Source organism: Pseudonocardia nantongensis, assembly GCF_046546495.1.
Taxonomy (GTDB): Bacteria; Actinomycetota; Actinomycetes; order Mycobacteriales; family Pseudonocardiaceae; genus Pseudonocardia; species Pseudonocardia nantongensis.
Window position 1 is genome coordinate 106,821 of sequence record NZ_JBKGXT010000019.1, and the last position, 15,955, is coordinate 122,775.

14 protein-coding genes are annotated in these 15,955 nt (G+C 73.4%); 9 read left to right on the forward strand and 5 right to left on the reverse strand.

The features are described 5' to 3' along the window. The first annotated feature begins 71 nt into the window (after nt 1–71). The 3 genes from ACLFMI_RS20350 (at nt 72) to ACLFMI_RS20360 (ending at nt 4,636) form a co-directional block, all read left to right on the forward strand. A complete protein-coding gene (locus tag ACLFMI_RS20350; RefSeq protein ID WP_410949505.1) occupies nt 72–1,586 on the forward strand; it encodes a CoA-acylating methylmalonate-semialdehyde dehydrogenase in 1,515 nt (504 codons plus the stop codon). 56 nt (nt 1,587–1,642) lie between these two features. Further along, nucleotides 1,643–3,064 (forward strand): aspartate aminotransferase family protein, encoded by a 1,422-nt coding sequence (locus ACLFMI_RS20355; RefSeq protein ID WP_410949506.1) that lies wholly within the window; start codon nt 1,643–1,645, stop codon nt 3,062–3,064. A gap of 114 nt (nt 3,065–3,178) precedes the next feature. Next, entirely contained in the window at nt 3,179–4,636 is a 1,458-nt protein-coding gene (locus tag ACLFMI_RS20360; protein WP_410949507.1) for an MBL fold metallo-hydrolase, read from the forward strand. A 55-nt stretch (nt 4,637–4,691) separates the two neighbouring features. On the opposite strand, the gene ACLFMI_RS20365 is transcribed toward ACLFMI_RS20360, so the two are convergent. Continuing rightward, nucleotides 4,692–5,792, reverse strand: coding sequence for a cysteine--tRNA ligase (locus ACLFMI_RS20365; protein ID WP_410949508.1), 1,101 nt, complete (start codon nt 5,790–5,792; stop codon nt 4,692–4,694). 4 nt (nt 5,793–5,796) lie between these two features. After that, nucleotides 5,797–6,453, reverse strand: a complete 657-nt coding sequence (locus ACLFMI_RS20370; protein ID WP_410949509.1) for a peroxiredoxin — start codon at nt 6,451–6,453, stop codon at nt 5,797–5,799. Between the two features lie 222 nt (nt 6,454–6,675). On the opposite strand from ACLFMI_RS20370, the gene ACLFMI_RS20375 reads away from it, so the two are divergent. The 5 genes from ACLFMI_RS20375 to ACLFMI_RS20395 are packed head-to-tail and all read left to right on the forward strand — an operon-like array spanning nt 6,676 to nt 13,735. Beyond that, the gene (locus ACLFMI_RS20375) at nt 6,676–9,153 is read left to right on the forward strand and encodes a glycerol-3-phosphate 1-O-acyltransferase (protein ID WP_410949510.1); all 2,478 of its coding nucleotides are present in this window, start codon (nt 6,676–6,678) and stop codon (nt 9,151–9,153) included. Continuing rightward, on the forward strand, nt 9,140–10,633 hold the full coding sequence (locus tag ACLFMI_RS20380) for an HAD-IB family hydrolase (RefSeq protein ID WP_410949511.1): 1,494 nt from the start codon (nt 9,140–9,142) through the stop codon (nt 10,631–10,633). The genes ACLFMI_RS20375 and ACLFMI_RS20380 overlap by 14 nt, the downstream gene beginning before the upstream one ends. Then, entirely contained in the window at nt 10,630–12,063 is a 1,434-nt protein-coding gene (locus tag ACLFMI_RS20385; protein ID WP_410949512.1) for a wax ester/triacylglycerol synthase domain-containing protein, read from the forward strand. The genes ACLFMI_RS20380 and ACLFMI_RS20385 overlap by 4 nt, the downstream gene beginning before the upstream one ends. Then, nucleotides 12,060–12,860 (forward strand): alpha/beta fold hydrolase, encoded by an 801-nt coding sequence (locus ACLFMI_RS20390; protein WP_410949513.1) that lies wholly within the window; start codon nt 12,060–12,062, stop codon nt 12,858–12,860. Before ACLFMI_RS20385 ends, ACLFMI_RS20390 begins: the two co-directional genes overlap by 4 nt. Continuing rightward, nucleotides 12,857–13,735: an HTD2 family dehydratase gene (locus ACLFMI_RS20395; protein WP_410949514.1), complete on the forward strand. Its 879-nt coding sequence runs from the start codon at nt 12,857–12,859 to the stop codon at nt 13,733–13,735. Before ACLFMI_RS20390 ends, ACLFMI_RS20395 begins: the two co-directional genes overlap by 4 nt. Before the next feature lie 65 nt (nt 13,736–13,800). On the opposite strand, the gene ACLFMI_RS20400 is transcribed toward ACLFMI_RS20395, so the two are convergent. Next, entirely contained in the window at nt 13,801–14,529 is a 729-nt protein-coding gene (locus ACLFMI_RS20400) for a Clp protease N-terminal domain-containing protein (RefSeq protein ID WP_410949515.1), read from the reverse strand. Nucleotides 14,530–14,668: 139 nt separating this feature from the next. Here ACLFMI_RS20400 and ACLFMI_RS20405 point away from each other — a divergent pair, with 139 nt between their 5' ends. Continuing rightward, a complete protein-coding gene (locus ACLFMI_RS20405) occupies nt 14,669–14,968 on the forward strand; it encodes an SH3 domain-containing protein (RefSeq protein WP_410949516.1) in 300 nt (99 codons plus the stop codon). Nucleotides 14,969–14,971: 3 nt separating this feature from the next. On the opposite strand, the gene ACLFMI_RS20410 is transcribed toward ACLFMI_RS20405, so the two are convergent. Continuing rightward, nucleotides 14,972–15,535 carry a DUF3558 family protein gene (locus ACLFMI_RS20410; RefSeq protein WP_410949517.1) on the reverse strand — a complete coding sequence of 188 codons (564 nt, stop codon included), beginning with the start codon at nt 15,533–15,535 and terminating at the stop codon, nt 14,972–14,974. Next, a complete protein-coding gene (locus ACLFMI_RS20415; protein WP_410949518.1) occupies nt 15,532–15,882 on the reverse strand; it encodes a PE domain-containing protein in 351 nt (116 codons plus the stop codon). Before ACLFMI_RS20415 ends, ACLFMI_RS20410 begins: the two co-directional genes overlap by 4 nt. Nucleotides 15,883–15,955: the final 73 nt, after the last annotated feature.

Sequence of the window (15,955 nt, forward strand, 5' to 3'; positions counted from 1 at the left end):
TCTTGATCGAGGCGGCTATGGATACGGATCGTATCGCTCCGCGTGGACGGCGCAGCACCGACGATCGGTCCATGACCGCGACCGCGCCCACCCATGTCCGGACCCTGCACCACTGGGCGGCGGGAGCGCCCCGTCCCGGCGGCAGCGCCCGGTACGGCGACGTCACCGATCCGGCCACCGGCGCGGTGACCGCCCGGGTCCCGTTCGCGTCGGCCGACGAGGTCGGCGACGTCGTCGCGGCGGCCTCGGCCGCGTTCCCGGGCTGGCGGGACACCTCGCTGGCGCGGCGCACGCAGGTCCTGTTCCGGTTCCGCGAGCTGCTCGACGCCCGTGCCCCGGAGCTGGCCGAGCTGATCACCGCCGAGCACGGCAAGGTGCTCGGTGACGCCGCCGGCGAGGTCGCCCGCGGCCAGGAGGTCGTCGAGTTCGCGTGCGGGATCCCGCACCTGATCAAGGGGTCAGCCACCGAGAACGCCTCGACCGGGGTGGACGTGGCCTCGATCCGGCAGCCGCTCGGCGTCGTCGGGATCGTGAGCCCGTTCAACTTCCCGGCGATGGTCCCGATGTGGTTCTTCCCGATCGCGATCGCCGCCGGCAACGCGGTGGTGCTCAAGCCCTCGGAGAAGGTGCCATCGGCCGCGCTGTGGATGGCCGAGCTGTGGCGCGAGGCCGGGCTGCCGGACGGCGTGTTCAACGTGGTGCACGGCGACGGGGAGGCCGTCGACGCCGTGCTGACCCACCCCGACGTGAAGTCGGTGAGTTTCGTGGGGTCCACCCCGATCGCACGGCACGTCTACGAGACCGGCACCGCGCACGGCAAGCGGGTGCAGGCCCTGGGTGGGGCGAAGAACCACATGGTCGTGCTCCCGGACGCCGACCTGGATCTGGCCGCCGACCAGGCCGTCAACGCCGGGTTCGGGTCGGCGGGGGAGCGCTGCATGGCGATCTCGGCCGTCGTCGCGGTGGGGGCGGCCGGGGACACCCTGGTCGAGAAGATCGCCGAGCGGGCCCGCGCACTGCGCACCGGGGACGGGCGGCGCGGCTGCGACATGGGGCCGCTGGTCACCGCCGCGGCCCGGGACCGGGTCAGCGGCTACGTCGACGCCGGCGTCGACGAGGGCGCCTCGCTGGTCGTCGACGGCCGCACCGGTGTGTTCGACGCCGAGGGGGAGGGGTTCTTCGTCGGCCCCACGCTGTTCGACCACGTGCGGACGGGCATGAGCGTCTACACCGACGAGATCTTCGGCCCGGTCCTCTCGGTGCTGCGGGTGGATACCTACGACGAGGCGCTCGACCTGGTCAACGCCAACCCGTACGGCAACGGCACCGCGATCTTCACCAACGACGGCGGCGCCGCCCGCCGCTTCCGCAACGAGGTGGAGGTCGGGATGGTCGGCATCAACGTGCCGGTACCGGTGCCGATGGCCTACTACAGCTTCGGCGGCTGGAAGAGCTCGCTGTTCGGCGACACCCACGCGCACGGCACCGAGGGTGTGCACTTCTTCACCCGGGGCAAGGTCGTCACCACCCGCTGGCTCGACCCGAGCCACGGCGGTGTCGACCTGGGCTTCCCGCAGAACTCCTGAGCGGAGCTTGCGGAGCGAACATCCACACTGAACGCCCGGACCGGAAGGGGACGGACATGACCGCACTCGACGACGTCACCGCAGGCAGCGAGGCCGGCGGCACCCCGGACGGGGCCCGGTCACCGGCTGCCGAGGCCGCCGGCAAGCACCTCTGGATGCACTTCGCCCGGATGCACGGCCGGGACGGCGACAACCCGATCCCGGTGATCACCAGGGGCGAGGGCGTGCACCTGTGGGACGACCGCGGCCGACGGATCCTGGACGGCCTGGCCGGGCTGTTCGTGGTGCAGGCCGGGCACGGGCGCCGCGAGCTCGCCGAGGCGGCCGCGAAGCAGGCGTCCGAGCTGGCCTACTTCCCGGTGTGGGGCTACGCCACCCCGCCGGCCGCGGAGCTGGCCGAGCGCCTCGCCCACCTGGCGCCCGGTGACCTGAACCGGGTCTTCTTCACCTCCGGTGGCGGCGAGGCCGTCGAGTCGGCGTGGAAGGTGGCCAAGCAGTACTTCAAGCTGCGCGGCCGCCCGCTCAAGCACAAGGTCATCAGCCGGATGACGGCGTACCACGGGACCCCGCACGGGGCGATGGCGATCACCGGCCTGCCGGCGATGAAGAAGGACTTCGAGCCGCTCGCGCCGGGCGGGTTCCGGGTGCCGAACACCAACCTCTACCGGCACCCCGAGTTCGACGGCGACGCCGAGGCGCTCGGCCGCTGGGCCGCGGACCGGATCGAGGAGGCGATCCTGTTCGAGGGCGCCGACACCGTCGCCGCGGTGGTGCTGGAGCCGGTGCAGAACTCGGGTGGCTGCCTGACCGCGCCGGCGTCCTACTTCGCCCGGGTGCGGGAGATCTGCGACCGGTACGACGTGCTGCTGGTCTCCGACGAGGTGATCAACGCGTTCGGCCGGCACGGGCACACGTTCGCCTGCGAGAAGTTCGGCTACGTCCCGGACCTGATCACCTGCGCGAAGGGCATGACCTCGGGCTACGGGCCGCTCGGGGCGATGATCGCCTCGGAGAAGGTGATCGAGCCGTTCCTGGAGCCGGGCGTGACCTTCCCGCACGGCTACACCTGGGGCGGGCACCCGGTCTCGGCGGCGGTCGCGCTGGCCAACCTGGACCTGATGGAGCGCGAGGGGCTCAACCAGCGGGTGCTGGATCACCAGGACGCGTTCGGCGCGACCCTCGCGAAGCTGCTGGACCTGCCGATCGTCGGGGACGTCCGCGGCGACGGGTACTTCTGGGCGGTCGAGCTGGTCCGCGACTCCGCGACCCGGGAGACCTTCGACGCCGCCGACCGCGAGCGGCTGGTCAAGCAGTTCCTGCCCGGGGCGCTGCTCGGCAACGGCCTGTACTGCCGCCCGGACGACCGGGGCGACGTCGTCATCCAGCTCGCGCCGCCGCTGATCGCCGGGCAGGCCGAGTTCGACGAGATGGAGCAGATCCTGCGGCACACCCTGACCGAGTCGTGGTCGCTGGTCTGACCGGTCGGCGGTTCGGGGTGCGCGGACGGCGCGAAATGCGTCCGTCCGGCCCTCGTCCGGCCACCCGCCTCCCGATACCGTCATGTCGTCGCTTCGTCCCATCGGGAGGACGTCATGCCGCAGGGTCCGGTCGAGGCAGGCACGTGGCAGTACAGCGGCGATCTGGTGTTCCGCCAGTACTACCTGGGGTGCCTGTCGCACGCCTCGTACCTGGTCGGTGACCGGGGAAGCGGTCGCGCGGTCGTCGTCGACCCGCAGCGGGACGTCGCGCAGTACCTCGCCGACGCCGGGACCGCGGGACTCCGGATCGAGCGCGTGCTGGAGACACACGTCCATGCGGACTTCGTGTCCGGCCACCTGGAGCTGGCCGCCGCGACCGGCGCCCTGATCTCCTACGGTGACGCGGCCGAGGTCGAGTTCCCGATCGAGCCGCTCGCCGACGGCCGGGTGCTCGACCTCGGGTCGGTGAGCCTGGAGGCGCTGTACACACCCGGCCACACCCCGGAGTCGATCTGCCTGGTGATCCGGGATGCGCCCGGCGCCGCACCGTGGGGCGTCCTGACCGGGGACACCCTGTTCATCGGCGACGTCGGCCGGCCCGACCTGCTCGGCGGCGTCGGCTGGTCGGCCGACGAGCTGGCCCGCGCGCTCTATCGCTCCACCCGCGAGCGCCTGCTCCCGCTGCCGGACGCGACCCGGGTCTTCCCCGCGCACGGCGCCGGATCGGCCTGCGGCAAGAACCTGTCGACCGAGACGTCGAGCACGATCGGCGAGCAGCGGCGCACCAACTACGCGCTGGCGCCGATGACCGAGGACGCCTTCGTCGCGGCCGTGACCGAGGGCCAGTCGGCCGCGCCGACGTACTTCACCTACGCCTCGCACCGCAACCGGGAGGACCGTCCCGTCCTGGACGAGTCGGCCCCGGTGCGGGCCCTCACCCTGGCCGAGGCCGATGTGGCGGCCGGGGCCGGCGCCCTGCTGCTCGACACCCGGGACCCGCAGGACTTCGCGGCCGCACACCTGCCGGGCGCGGTGAACGTTGGTCTCGGCGGACGGTTCGCCGAGATGACCGGACAGGTCGTCGCTGCGGGGACCGACCTGGTCCTGGTCGGTGACGGGGACACCGCGACCGAGGCACGCAACCGGCTGGCGCGGATCGGTTTCGACCGGGTCCTGGGCTTCCTCGACGGTGGCGTGACCGCTGCACCGCCGGATCGGCTGCGGGCCGCCGGACGGATCACCGCCGACCGCCTCGCGGGCCTGGGTGACACGGTCCGGGTCGTCGACGTCCGCGGGCCCGGTGAGGTCGCCGGCTCCGGCCTGGTCCCCGGTGCGGTATCGGTGCCCCTCGCGGCCCTGGCATCCCGGCTCGGCGAGCTCGACCCGGCCGCACCGACCGTCGTCTACTGCGCGGGCGGCTACCGGTCGTCGATCGCGGCGTCACTGCTGCGCGCGCGGGGCTTCGTCCGGGTGGACGACCTTCTCGGCGGCTTCGCGGCCTGGGCGGCCGGCGACCGCCCCGTGCACCAGCCGGCCGCCGACCGCCCGGTGGAGCAGCCGGCCGGCGCCTGATCCCGCCCGAAGCTCGCGTGAGGGCTCCACAACGCGGGGTGCGGACCGGGGGACGCTACTGGAGGGCGAGGGTCCGGATGACCGACCGGGCTGCGTCCCCGCCGGCCTCCAGCGCGGTCCCCAGCGCCGTCGGTACGTCCAGGTCGGCGAGCAGCGCGTCCCGCACCGCGTCGGCCGCCGCGACCGACCCGGGCCTGCGACCGGCGGCGGTGTAGAGCTCGTCCAGCCGCCCGCTCGCCACGTCGACGTCCTCCGCGCGGTACTCCCACGGCTGCGACCACGGGCGGTCGAGCAGCAGCAGGCGCAGCGCGGCACCCGGCGCGGTCCCGAGCAGGTCCTGCACCAGCACCAGGTTGCCGGTGGACTTCGCCATCTTCGCGCCGTCCACCGACACGACGCCGGCCCGGAAGCCGCGCCGGGCGAACAGGCCGGCGCCGGTGGCGGCGGCGACCATCGCGGACTGGTAGGCGTGGTGCGGGAAGGCCAGGTCGGCGCCCCCGGCCAGGACGTCGACGACGCCGCCGGACGTGGCGAGCGCCATCGCCGCGCACTCGGCGTGCCAGCCAGGGCGCCCCGGGCCCCACGGGCTCGGCCAGGCCGGGTGGACGCCGTCGGAGGGCCTCCACAGCCGAACGTCGAACGGGTCGTCGCGGCGCGAGTCGTCCGGCTCGTCGCCGTACTCGACGGACAGCGAGAGTGCGGTGTCCCGGTCCAGCCCGGCGGCCCGGGGGACCTGCGCACCGCGGAAGTACACGGTGCCCTCGCGCGCGTAGGCGTGACCGGTCGCCAGCAACGCCCGGGCCAGGTCGATCACGTGCGTGACGTGGTGGCGGGCATGTGGCGCGCGGTCGGGTGGCCGGACCTGCAGGTCGGCCATGCTGCGATCGAACCAGAACTCCTGGCGCAGGCCGAACTCGTCGTAGTCGACCTGGCGCTCGACGGCGGTCCGGGTGAGCACGTCGTCGACGTCGGTCACGTTCCGGACCACCTCGGTCGGCGTCCCGGTCATCCGGATGACCCGGGCGAGCAGGTCGGCCCAGACGAAGGTCGCGGCGTGCCCCAGATGGGTCACGTCGTACGGCGTGATGCCACAGACGTAGACGCGCGCCGGAACGGTGAGCGGCAGCGGAGCTCCTGCCAGCACGAACTCGGGCACGGGCTCAGGGTGCGGGCACGATCCGGATGTAGGGCCGCGGCGCCGACCACCCGCCGGGCCAGATCGTCCGGGCCTCGTCGTCCGGCACCGAGCCGGAGATGATCACGTCCTCGCCCTGCCGCCAGTTGACCGGCGTGGAGACCCGGTGCTGCGCGGTGAGCTGCAGCGAGTCGATGACCCGGAGCACCTCGTCGAAGTTGCGGCCGGTGGTCATCGGGTAGGCCAGGACCAGCTTGACCCTCTTGTCGGGGCCGATCACGAAGACGGTGCGCACCGTCGCGTTCTGGGCCGGCGTGCGGCCGGTCGGGTCACCCTCGACGTCGGCGGGCAGCATCCCGTACAGCTTCGAGACGGTGAAGTCGACGTCGCCGATCAGCGGGTAGTTGGGGGCGAACCCCTGCGTCTCGGCGATGTCGCCGGACCACTTCTGGGAGCCCTCCACCGGGTCGACCGACAACCCGATGATCTTGACGTCGCGCTGATCGAACTCCGGTTTGATCCGCGCCATGTAGCCCAGCTCCGTCGTGCAGACCGGGGTGAAGGCGCGGGGGTGGGAGAACAGCACGGCCCAGGAGTCGCCGATCCACTCGTGGAACCGGATGCGGCCCTCGGTGGTGTCGGCGTCGAAGTCGGGTGCGGTGGCGCCGAGCTGCAGGGACATGGTCTCTCCTCGCTTCGTGGTCGCGGGCCTCCGTCGCGCCCTCCCGGCGTGCTCGCGGCCCGGGAGCCGTGCGTGACTCGTGCTGGTTCTCCGCCCGGCCCGCACGCCGCGCGGTGCCCCGGGGGGCGGGTGACAGGGTCTCGCCGAGTTGTTCATGAACCGCTCGGTAACTACGTTGGGTGCGGGGCGAGCGTCGCACCGCGACGGTCCGGAAGGGGTTCCATGACGGCGCAGCGACGGACCGGGCCCCGGGCGGTGGTCGTCGCCCAGGCGCGGTCCGGGACCGAGCGCTCGATCCTGGCGCGCTGGGCCGAGGAACACCATCCCGGCGCACCGGTCGTCCCGATCGGTCCCGGTCCGGACGTCCCGTCCGCCCTCGGCGAGATGCTGCACGGCAACGGTCCCGCCGGCGACGGCCCTACCCCCACCGACAGCCCGGAAGGTGACGGTACGGGCGAGGAAGTGCTGATCGTCCCGATCCGGGTCACCTGGGTCACTCCGGAGCCCGCTGACGGCGGTGCGGTCGGGAAGCTGGCCGGGCTCGCGACCACCGCCGTGATGCGGATGGCCTGGTCCCCGCTGCACCCGTCGATGGCCCGGCACCGGCCGGACGCCGCCCGGGTCGTCGCGGGCGAACCGGCGAGCGTCGCCGACCTGGTCTCCCGGTTCACCGAGCAGGAGAGCGGCCGGCCGGGTTCGCCCGGCTTCGCACGCTTCGTCGTCCGGCAGGCCGTGCTGGCCTGTGACCGGGTGGAACGACGGATCCTCGGTGACCGCTACAAGGTGCCGCGCCGGATGGTCGAGCAGATCACCTCCTCCAGCCGGTTCCCGGCCCTGGTCGGACGGCTGGCCCGGCAGACCGGGTCACCCCCCGCCGAGATCGAGCAGCGGCTCGCGGGCTGCCTGGACGAGATGGCCGCGGTGCAGAGCCCGCCGGCGATCGACGTGTTCCGGGCGCTGATGGGGCCGATGCACACCAAGGCCTGGGACGTCCAGGTCGACGAGTCCGGCCTGGAACGGCTGCGCGAGCTCAACAGGGAACACGCGCTGGTGTTCCTGCCGAGCCACCGGTCCTACGCCGACCCGCTGCTGTTCGCCGAGGTCCTGCACGAGCGCAACTTCCCGCGCAACCACGTCCTGGGCGGCAACAACCTGTCGTTCTGGCCGATGGGCGCGCTCGGCCGGCGGGCCGGCGTCGTGTTCATCCGGCGCAGCTTCGGCGGGGACACCGTCTACAAGGCCGCGATCCAGGAGTACCTGGGCAGTCTGCTGGCCAAGCGTTTCAACCTGGAGTGGTACATCGAGGGCGGTCGCAGCCGGACCGGAAAGCTGCGCCGGCCCCGAGTGGGCCTGCTGCGCTACCTGAGCTCCGCGATCGAGGAGCGCCCCGAGCTCGACGCCGTGCTGGTGCCGGTCTCGATCGTCTACGACCAGCTGCACGAGGTCGGTGCGATGGCTGCCGAGCAGCGCGGGGGGATCAAGAAGGCCGAGGGTCTGGGCTGGCTCTACGGCTACTTCCGCGACCAGCGCCGGCACATCGGGACGGCCCAGGTCCGGCTCGCCGAACCGTTCTCGTTGCGCACCGCGCTGGACGACGCCGGGGACGGTCCGGCGCAGCTGGAGAAGGTCGCGTTCCGGGTCTGCGCCGGGATCAACCGGGTCACCCCGGCCACTGCGACGTCGCTGGCGACGTTCGCGCTGCTGTCGGCCCGGGACCGGGCGCTGAACCTGCAGCAGGTGCGGGACGTCGTCGCACCGCTGGCCGACTACCTGGAGTCCCGCGAGGTCCCGGTGCCGATCGCCGAGCTGCGCACCCGGCACGGGCTGCGGATGACACTGGACCGGCTCGCCGAGGCCGGGGTGGTGACCGTCTACGAGGGCGGCACCGAGCCGGTGTTCGCGATCAGTTCCGGCCGTCACCACGTCGCCGCGTTCTACCGCAACGGCGCGCTGCACCACCTGCTGAACCGGGCGTTGCTGGAGCTGGCGCTGCTGCGCCTCGGCGACGCCGCGACCGGCGAGGACCTGGTCGAGCTGGCCTGGCGGGAGCTGGCCCGGTTGCGGGACCTGCTGAAGTTCGAGTTCTTCTTCTCGACCCGGCGCGAGTTCCGGACCGAGATGCTGCGCGAGCTCGACCAGGTCGACCCGGACTGGCGGCAGCGCCGGGTCGAGCCCTCCGACGCGCGGAGCGTGCTGCGGCAGGCGCCGCTGCTCGTCGCGCCGGGCGTGCTGCGGTCCTTCCTGGACGCGCAGCTCGTCGTCGCCGACCGGCTCGCGGCCCTGGACGACGCCGCGCTCACCGACGAGGCGGCGTTCCTCGACGAGTGCCTCGGCGTCGGCCGGCAGATGCTGCTGCAGCACCGGCTGGACCGCCCCGACTCGGTGTCACGCGAGCTGTACAGCACCGCCGTGCGGCAGGCCGACAACCGCGGCCTGCTCCGGCCCGCGGACGGCTCGCCGGACGGCGCCGTGCTGGCCCTCGGTGAGCGGCGCCGCGGCTGGCGGGACGAGGTCACGGCCGTGATCGACGATCTCGGCCGGCTGGCGAAGCTGCACCGGGCCCGGCTCGCGGTCGTCCTGGGTGCCGCGGACAGCACCACCAGCACCAACGACAGCGACGGCACGGGCACCGGCCCCGTCCCGATACCGGCCGACGAGGCCGCGGAACATGCGGAAGGGGACTCGGGTGTCGCAAGCTGACGGTGCGCGGTCCGGGGCGGTCCGGGCCGAGCGGCTGCGCGCGATCCGGGAGGCCCCGCCGGGACCGGCCACGGTCGCCTACTTCGACTACGACGGCACGGTGATCGACGGTTACTCGGCCGGGGCGTTCTACCGCAGGCGGCTGCGCGAGTTCGACGTCGGCCCGGTCGAGATGGTCCGCACCGTGCTGTCCGGCATGCGCGGGATCCGGACCGACGACGACTTCAAGGAGTTCCTCGCGATCACGCTCGCCACCTGGACGGGGCGCCGTGAGGACGAGCTGGCGCGGCTCGGGCGGGACCTGTTCCGGGACGAGATCGCCGGGCAGCTGCATCCCGAGGTGTGGGAGCTCGTCGAGGCGCACCGCGCGCGGGGCCACCAGGTGGTGATGGCGTCCTCGGCGACCCGGTTCCAGGTCCAGCCGATGGCCGACGAGCTCGGCGCCGACCGGGTGCTGTGCACCGAGCTGGAGGTGGCCGACGGCGTGCTCACCGGCCGGGTCGCAGGCGTCTCGCTGTGGGGTCCCGGCAAGGCGGCCGCGGTGCAGGCCGACGCGCTGGCCCACGACGTCGACCTGGCGGACTGTTTCGGCTACGCCAACGGCACCGAGGACGTGGACTTCCTGGCATGCGTCGGGAACCCGGTGGCGGTCTCGCCGACCGACTCGCTGCGCAGGCTGGCCACCGACATGGACTGGCCGGTGCTGGACTGCGCGTCGCGCGGCGGGCTGTTCCCCGCGGTGGCCGACGTGGCCCGCACCGCGGTCTTCTACGGCGGCATGGCCGGCGGGCTGGCCGCCGCGGCCGGTGCCGGGCTGCTGCACGGCTCCCGCCGCACGTTCGTCGACATGGCGGGCGGGGTCGGCGCGGACGTCGCCTTCGGGCTGGCCGGGATCGACGTCGAGGTGACCGGGGCCGAGCACCTGGTGTCCGCGCGGCCGTGCGTGTTCGTGTTCAACCACCAGTCCAAGTTCGACGTCCCGATCCTGATGAAGCTGCTGCGGGACCGCTTCACCGCCGTCGCCAAGAAGGAGGCGGCGGCGATCCCGGTCTGGGGCCAGCTGTTCTGGATCGCCGACGTCGCCTTCGTCGACCGCGGCAACTCCCGCCAGGCCCGGCAGGCGCTGCAGCCGGCCGTCGACAAGCTGCGCCACGAGGGCATCTCGCTGGCCATGGCGCCGGAGGGCACCCGCTCGCCGACGCCGCGGCTGGGCCCGTTCAAGAAGGGCGCCTTCCACATCGCGATGCAGGCCGGGGTGCCGGTCGTGCCGGTCGTCATCCGGAACGCCGGCGAGATCATGTGGCGGGGCGCGCAGACGCTGCGCGGCGGGACGGTCCAGGTCGTCGTGCATCCGCCGATCGACACCGGCGGCTGGACCGCCGAGCAGGTGGGCACGCACGCCGACGAGGTGCGGGAGCTGTTCCTGGACACGCTCGCCCGCTGGCCGGAACTCCGAGACGGGGGTGAACCACCGCGATGAGTGACACGCCGCTGACCTGGGGATCGGTCCGGGAGATGTCGCCGTTCGAGGCGATGATGTGGCGCGCCGAGGCCGATCCCCGCTACCGCTCGCCGGTGCTGGCCGTCGAGCTGATGGACGCGACGCCGGAGTGGGACCGGCTGGTCGCGGCCGTCGACTGGGCGACCCGGATGGTCCCGCGGTTCCGGGAGCGGATCCGGGAGCCGCTGGGCGGGCTGGGCACCCCGTACTGGATCAACGACCTCGAGTTCGACCTGCACTACCACCTGCGCCGGGTGCGGTTGCCCGGGACCGGGCCGGGGGTCTGGCCGGAGCTCGCGCCGATCGCCGAGCAGTTCATGATGACCCCGTTCGACCGGGAGCGGCCGCCGTGGGAGGCGATGCTGGTCGAGGGCCTGCCGGACGGTCGGTCGGCGTTCCTGCTGAAGCTGCACCACGTGCTCACCGACGGCATGGGCGTGGTCCAGTTGCTGTCCCAGCTGCACTCCCGCAAGCGCGAGCACGACGTCGACAAGCCGCAGCCACCCGCCCCCGCTACGGAGGCCCCGGATCCGCTGGCCGAGGTGGACCGGCTGGTCCGCCGCGAGGCCGGGCTGCTCCCGACGGCGGCGCGCGCCGCCCGGGACGTGACCGGCGCGCTCGCCCACCCGCTGGCCGCGATGCGGGACACCGCCGGCTACCTGACCTCCGCGGTACGGGTGCTGTCCCCGCCGTCCGGGGCGTCGTCGGAGCTGCTGCGCCCGCGCGGGCTGTCCTGGCGCTTCGCCGCGCTCGACGTCGGGTTCGCCGACCTGCGGGCGGCCGGCAAGGCAGCCGGCGGCTCGTTCAACGACGCCTACGTCGCGGCGCTGCTCGGGGCGTTCCGGCTCTACCACGCCGAGATGGGCCGGCCGGTCGGGGCGGACGCGACGCTGCGGACCTCCGTGCCGGTGTCGGTACGCCGGGCGGGAGACGCGGCCGGCGGGAACCGCTGGGCCCCGGCCCGGCTGGCCGCGCCGATGGGGATCGTGGACCCGGCCGAGCGGATCGGTGCGGTCGGGGCGCTGATGCGGGCGGCCCGCGCCGAACCCGCGCTGGAGAGCCCGGACGTCGTCGCGCCGCTGCTCGCCCGGCTGCCCGCTCCGGTGCTCGCCCTGGTGGCGGGCGGTTCGACCGCCGGGAACGACCTGCAGGCCTCCAGCGTGCCGGGGCTGCGTCACGAGGCGTTCCTGTGCGGGGCGCAGATCGAGCGCGTCTACCCCTACGCACCGCTTCCCGGCTGCGCCGCGATGATCTCGGCGGTGACCCACGGCGGGACCGCCTGCGTGGGCGCGAACCTGGACGCCGCGGCGATCTCCGACCGCGAGCTGTTCAGCGACTGCCTGGCCCTAGGGTTCGCCGACGTGCTCGCGCTGCATCCCGGCTCGGCCGATCCGGTGGTGGTGAGGTGACCGTCGAATCGTTCTACCGCGGCGGCGCCGGGCCGCCGCTGCTGCTGCTGCACGGGATGACGTCCTCCTGGCGGGCCTGGAAGCCGCTGCTGCCGATGCTGGAGCAGCACCACGAGGTCTGGGCCGTCACCATGCCCGGCCACCTCGGCGGGCCGGAGCTGCCGGACGAGCCGTTCGCGATCGAGTCCATGGTGGACGCCCTCGTCGCCCGGCTCGACGAGCTCGGGGTCGACCGGGCCCCGCACGTCGTCGGGAACTCGCTCGGCGGGTGGGCGGCGCTGGAACTGGCCCGGCGCGGACGAGCCCGGTCCGTGGTGGCGCTGTCCCCGGCCGGGGCGTGGGCGGTGCCGGCGGACCTGTACCGGTTGCTGGCCACGTTCCGGGTCGGCGCGTTGATGGCCGGGTGGGCTCCGGTCCGGCTGCTCGCCTCGTGCCGGCCGTTGCGCCGGTTGCTGCTGCGCACCGTGTCCGAGCACGCCGACCGGTACTCGTCCAAGGACGTCGACGTGCTGTTCGACGACCTCGCCGGCTGCGCCGCGCTCGAGCCGCTGCTGTCCGCGGCGTCGATGGACACGATGATCGCGCCGTTCGAGGACGCACCGTGCCCGATCCGGATCGCCTGGTCCGGTGAGGACCGCACGATCCCGTACCGCCGCTACGGTCCGCCCATGATGGACGCCGTCCCGGACGCCGACCTGGTGGTGCTGCCCGGGGTCGGGCACGTGCCGATGGTCGACAACCCGGCACTGGTGGCCTGGACGATCCTGCAACACACGCGCTACGAGGTGACGTCATGAGTGCACTGACCGACGGGTTCCGCGACTGGGCCCCGGAGCCGGTCGCGTCGGTGGACGCGGTGTCGCCGTGGTCGGTGGCGGCGTTCTCCGGCCTGCTCGATCTGGACCCGGTGGCCGCCGAGGGCGATCCGCTGCCGCCGCTCTGGCACTGGCTCGCGTTCCTGGACACCCCGCCGCAGTCCGCGCTGGGAGCCGACGGGCACCCGGCGCACGGGCACTTCCTGCCGCCGGTGCCGGACCGCCGCCGGATGTTCGCCGGGGGCCGCATGATCTGGCACGCGACCTGGCGGGTCGGGGAACCGGTCGTGCGGCACCTGTCGCTGGAGGGCGTCAAGATCCGGGAGGGGCGCAGCGGCGAGATGGCATTCGTGACGACCCGCGCGGACTTCCGCCGGGTCGCCGGAGGTGCCGCCGACGGATCCACCGAGGGGGAGCTGGTCGCCACCGAGTACCAGGACATCGTCTACCGGTCGCAGCCGGCCGGGGCCGCCCGGGGGACGGCCGCGCCGGAGCCCGCGCCGCGGCCCGACCACGAGTGGGGCTTCACCCTCCCGACCGGCCCCGAGCTGCTGTTCCGGATGTCGGCGCTGACCTACAACACGCACCGCATCCACTACGATCGGCCGTACGCGACCGGCGTCGAGGGGTATCCGGGGCTGGTCGTGCACGGCCCGCTGTTCGCCGTGCTCGGGCTGGAGATCGCCCGCCGGCACCGGCCGGAGGCGGCCGTGCGGAGCTACTCCTACCGGCTCACCGCGCCCGCGTTCGACGGTCCGGACCTCTGGGTCGGCGGCACCCCGGACGGCTCCGGGATCGAAGTCGCCGCCGGCTCCGACGGGGCCCCGGCGTCGGTGTCGGGCCACGTCGACCTCTGAGCTCATCGCCGGGCAGGTCGGCAGGTCGGCCGGTCAGTCCGTCAGCCGGTTGCGCAGCCGGTCGCTCAGTCGGTCGCCGGCGCCGTGCGGGTAATCGAGGCCAGGGCCTCGACGATCGCGTGCTCGATCCGGTCGGCGTCGATGCCGAGGCCGGCGAGAAGGCCGTCGTCCCCCTCCTGCTCGAGCAGCCCCAGCAGGACGTGCTCGGTGCCGATGTAGTTGTGCCCCAGGCGCAGCGCGTGCCGGAAGGTGAGCTCCAGGGCCTTCTTGGCGCCGGCGTCGAACGGCACCAGGGCCGGCACGGTCTCCGCCGTGCCGGGCAGCGCGGCGGTCGCGGCGGCCCGCAGCGCCTCGTCGGTGAATCCCCGGGCGCGGAGCAGCATGATCGCCAGCGACTCCGGCTCCGCGAGCAGGCCCAGCACCAGGTGCGCCGGGGTGATCGTGTCGTTGCCGGCGGCACGGGCCTCGTTCTGCGCACCGACGACGACGTTGCGCGCCCGCGGGGTGAACCGGTTGAAGCCCTCCTGCATGTCCGGATCGGACTTCGGGACGAACCGCTTCTGCGCGGCCTGCTTGGACACACCCATGCTCCGGCCGATGTCGGTCCAGGAGGCCCCGGAGCGGCGGGCCCGGTCGACGAAGTGGCCGATCAGGTGGTCGGCGACGTCGCCGAGGTGGTCGCCGGTCAGGACTGCGTCCGTGAGCTGCTCCAGTGGCTCGTCGTGCACCTTCGTGATCGCGGCGATGAGGTCGTCCAGCCGGACGGTGTTGGTGAGGCTCGTCGGAGGCGTCATGGGTCAACCATAGGTTGACGAATCGCAAGCGTCAACCATGCATTGACGATCTCCGCCGCGTGTCGCCGTGGACGCCGCGCGAGGGACTCGCTACCGTCCGGCGTTATTCGTCACTCGGACGAGTGAGGCGAGGTGCTGCGTGGTCCGTTCCCGGCGCGCATCGCGGGTCGCTGTCCTGGTGTTGGCGGTCGGCGCCCTCACCGCATGCACCCGGACGTCGATCGACGGGCTGCAGGTCCGCTCCGGCCCCGGGACGGGCAGCCGGGTGGTCGCCGAGATCCCGCGCTCCGGCACCCCGGTCCGCGTGAGCTGCTGGACCCGCGGCGAGCCGGTGCACGGCGACACCGTGTGGTACCGCATCGGGTCGCCGGAGGAGGGGTGGGTGACGAACTACTACGTCCGCTCCACCCGAGATTTCGGTGGGCGGCCGCGCTGCTGACGGCTAGGACGCCTGCCGGGCGCGCAGGGTGCCGAGCATCTGTGCGGTGACCTCCCGCGCGTCCGCACAGAGCGTCTCGCTCGTGCGAGCCCCGGCGCCGCCGCCGGTGGGGTCGATCTGTATCTGGACCCGCAGGGATGCGCCGTCGGCGACGTCGACGACGAGCTGGCAGAACGGCAGCCCGGTGCCCGGGGCCGGCGGCGAACTCTGCACGGCGCCGAACGCCTGAACCGAGACGATCGTGGACGTCGGGTCCGCGTCGACGGCGGTGGTCGCGTCCGTGGCGAGGGTCTGCAGGTTGTAACCGGTGTCGCCGGTGCCGAGCCAGGTACAGCCTCGTGAGGTGCCGTCCTGGCTGCTCACCGGTCGGCCGGTCTCGACCGACAGTTCGGAACGCTGGGTCGGCGTGAGTGCCGAACAGGTGTCGACGGCAGCGACGTCCAGGACGAACGGTCGAGGGGGGAACGGATCCCCGCCCCGCGGTGTGAGGGTGCCGCAGCCGGCCGTCGCCAGGAGGACGATCGTGGCGATGGCCGCCGATGCCCTCCGTCCCGCCGCGGGGCTCACCGGTCGAGCGACGCGCCGAAGGCCCGCGCGAGGTCGGCGTCGGTGTGACCGTACGAGCGTGCCGCCGAGCGCAACGCCGCTACCGCGGCCGTCAGCTCCTCATGATGGGCCCAGTGGATGCGGATGATCTGGTCGATCCTCGCCTGGAACATGCGCTGGGCGTCGGCGGAGACCGGATCTCCGCCACACCTGCCGACCTGCAGTTCCTGGCTCGCGCTGTGCAGACGTGCACGCAGGTCGTCGGCCTGCTTCTGGAACAACGCGGCGGCCGCGAGCACGTTCTCGGCGTTGACCTGACTGAGCAGGTCCTCGTTGATGGAGCGCATCTGCTCCGGCGTCAGCGCCACCGGCCGAGCGTAGGCGATCGACCCTCGCCGGCGGGCCGGTTCGGGCCAACCGCCCGGGCGCTCGCCGAGGGGT

Coding starts and splice junctions, on each gene's coding strand:
- ACLFMI_RS20350 (WP_410949505.1), top strand. CDS start 72: ATGACCGCGACCGCGCCCACCCATGTCCGGACCCTGCACCACTGGGCG.
- ACLFMI_RS20355 (WP_410949506.1), top strand. CDS start 1,643: ATGACCGCACTCGACGACGTCACCGCAGGCAGCGAGGCCGGCGGCACC.
- ACLFMI_RS20360 (WP_410949507.1), top strand. CDS start 3,179: ATGCCGCAGGGTCCGGTCGAGGCAGGCACGTGGCAGTACAGCGGCGAT.
- ACLFMI_RS20370 (WP_410949509.1), bottom strand. CDS start 6,453: ATGTCCCTGCAGCTCGGCGCCACCGCACCCGACTTCGACGCCGACACC.
- ACLFMI_RS20375 (WP_410949510.1), top strand. CDS start 6,676: ATGACGGCGCAGCGACGGACCGGGCCCCGGGCGGTGGTCGTCGCCCAG.
- ACLFMI_RS20385 (WP_410949512.1), top strand. CDS start 10,630: ATGAGTGACACGCCGCTGACCTGGGGATCGGTCCGGGAGATGTCGCCG.
- ACLFMI_RS20395 (WP_410949514.1), top strand. CDS start 12,857: ATGAGTGCACTGACCGACGGGTTCCGCGACTGGGCCCCGGAGCCGGTC.
- ACLFMI_RS20400 (WP_410949515.1), bottom strand. CDS start 14,529: ATGACGCCTCCGACGAGCCTCACCAACACCGTCCGGCTGGACGACCTC.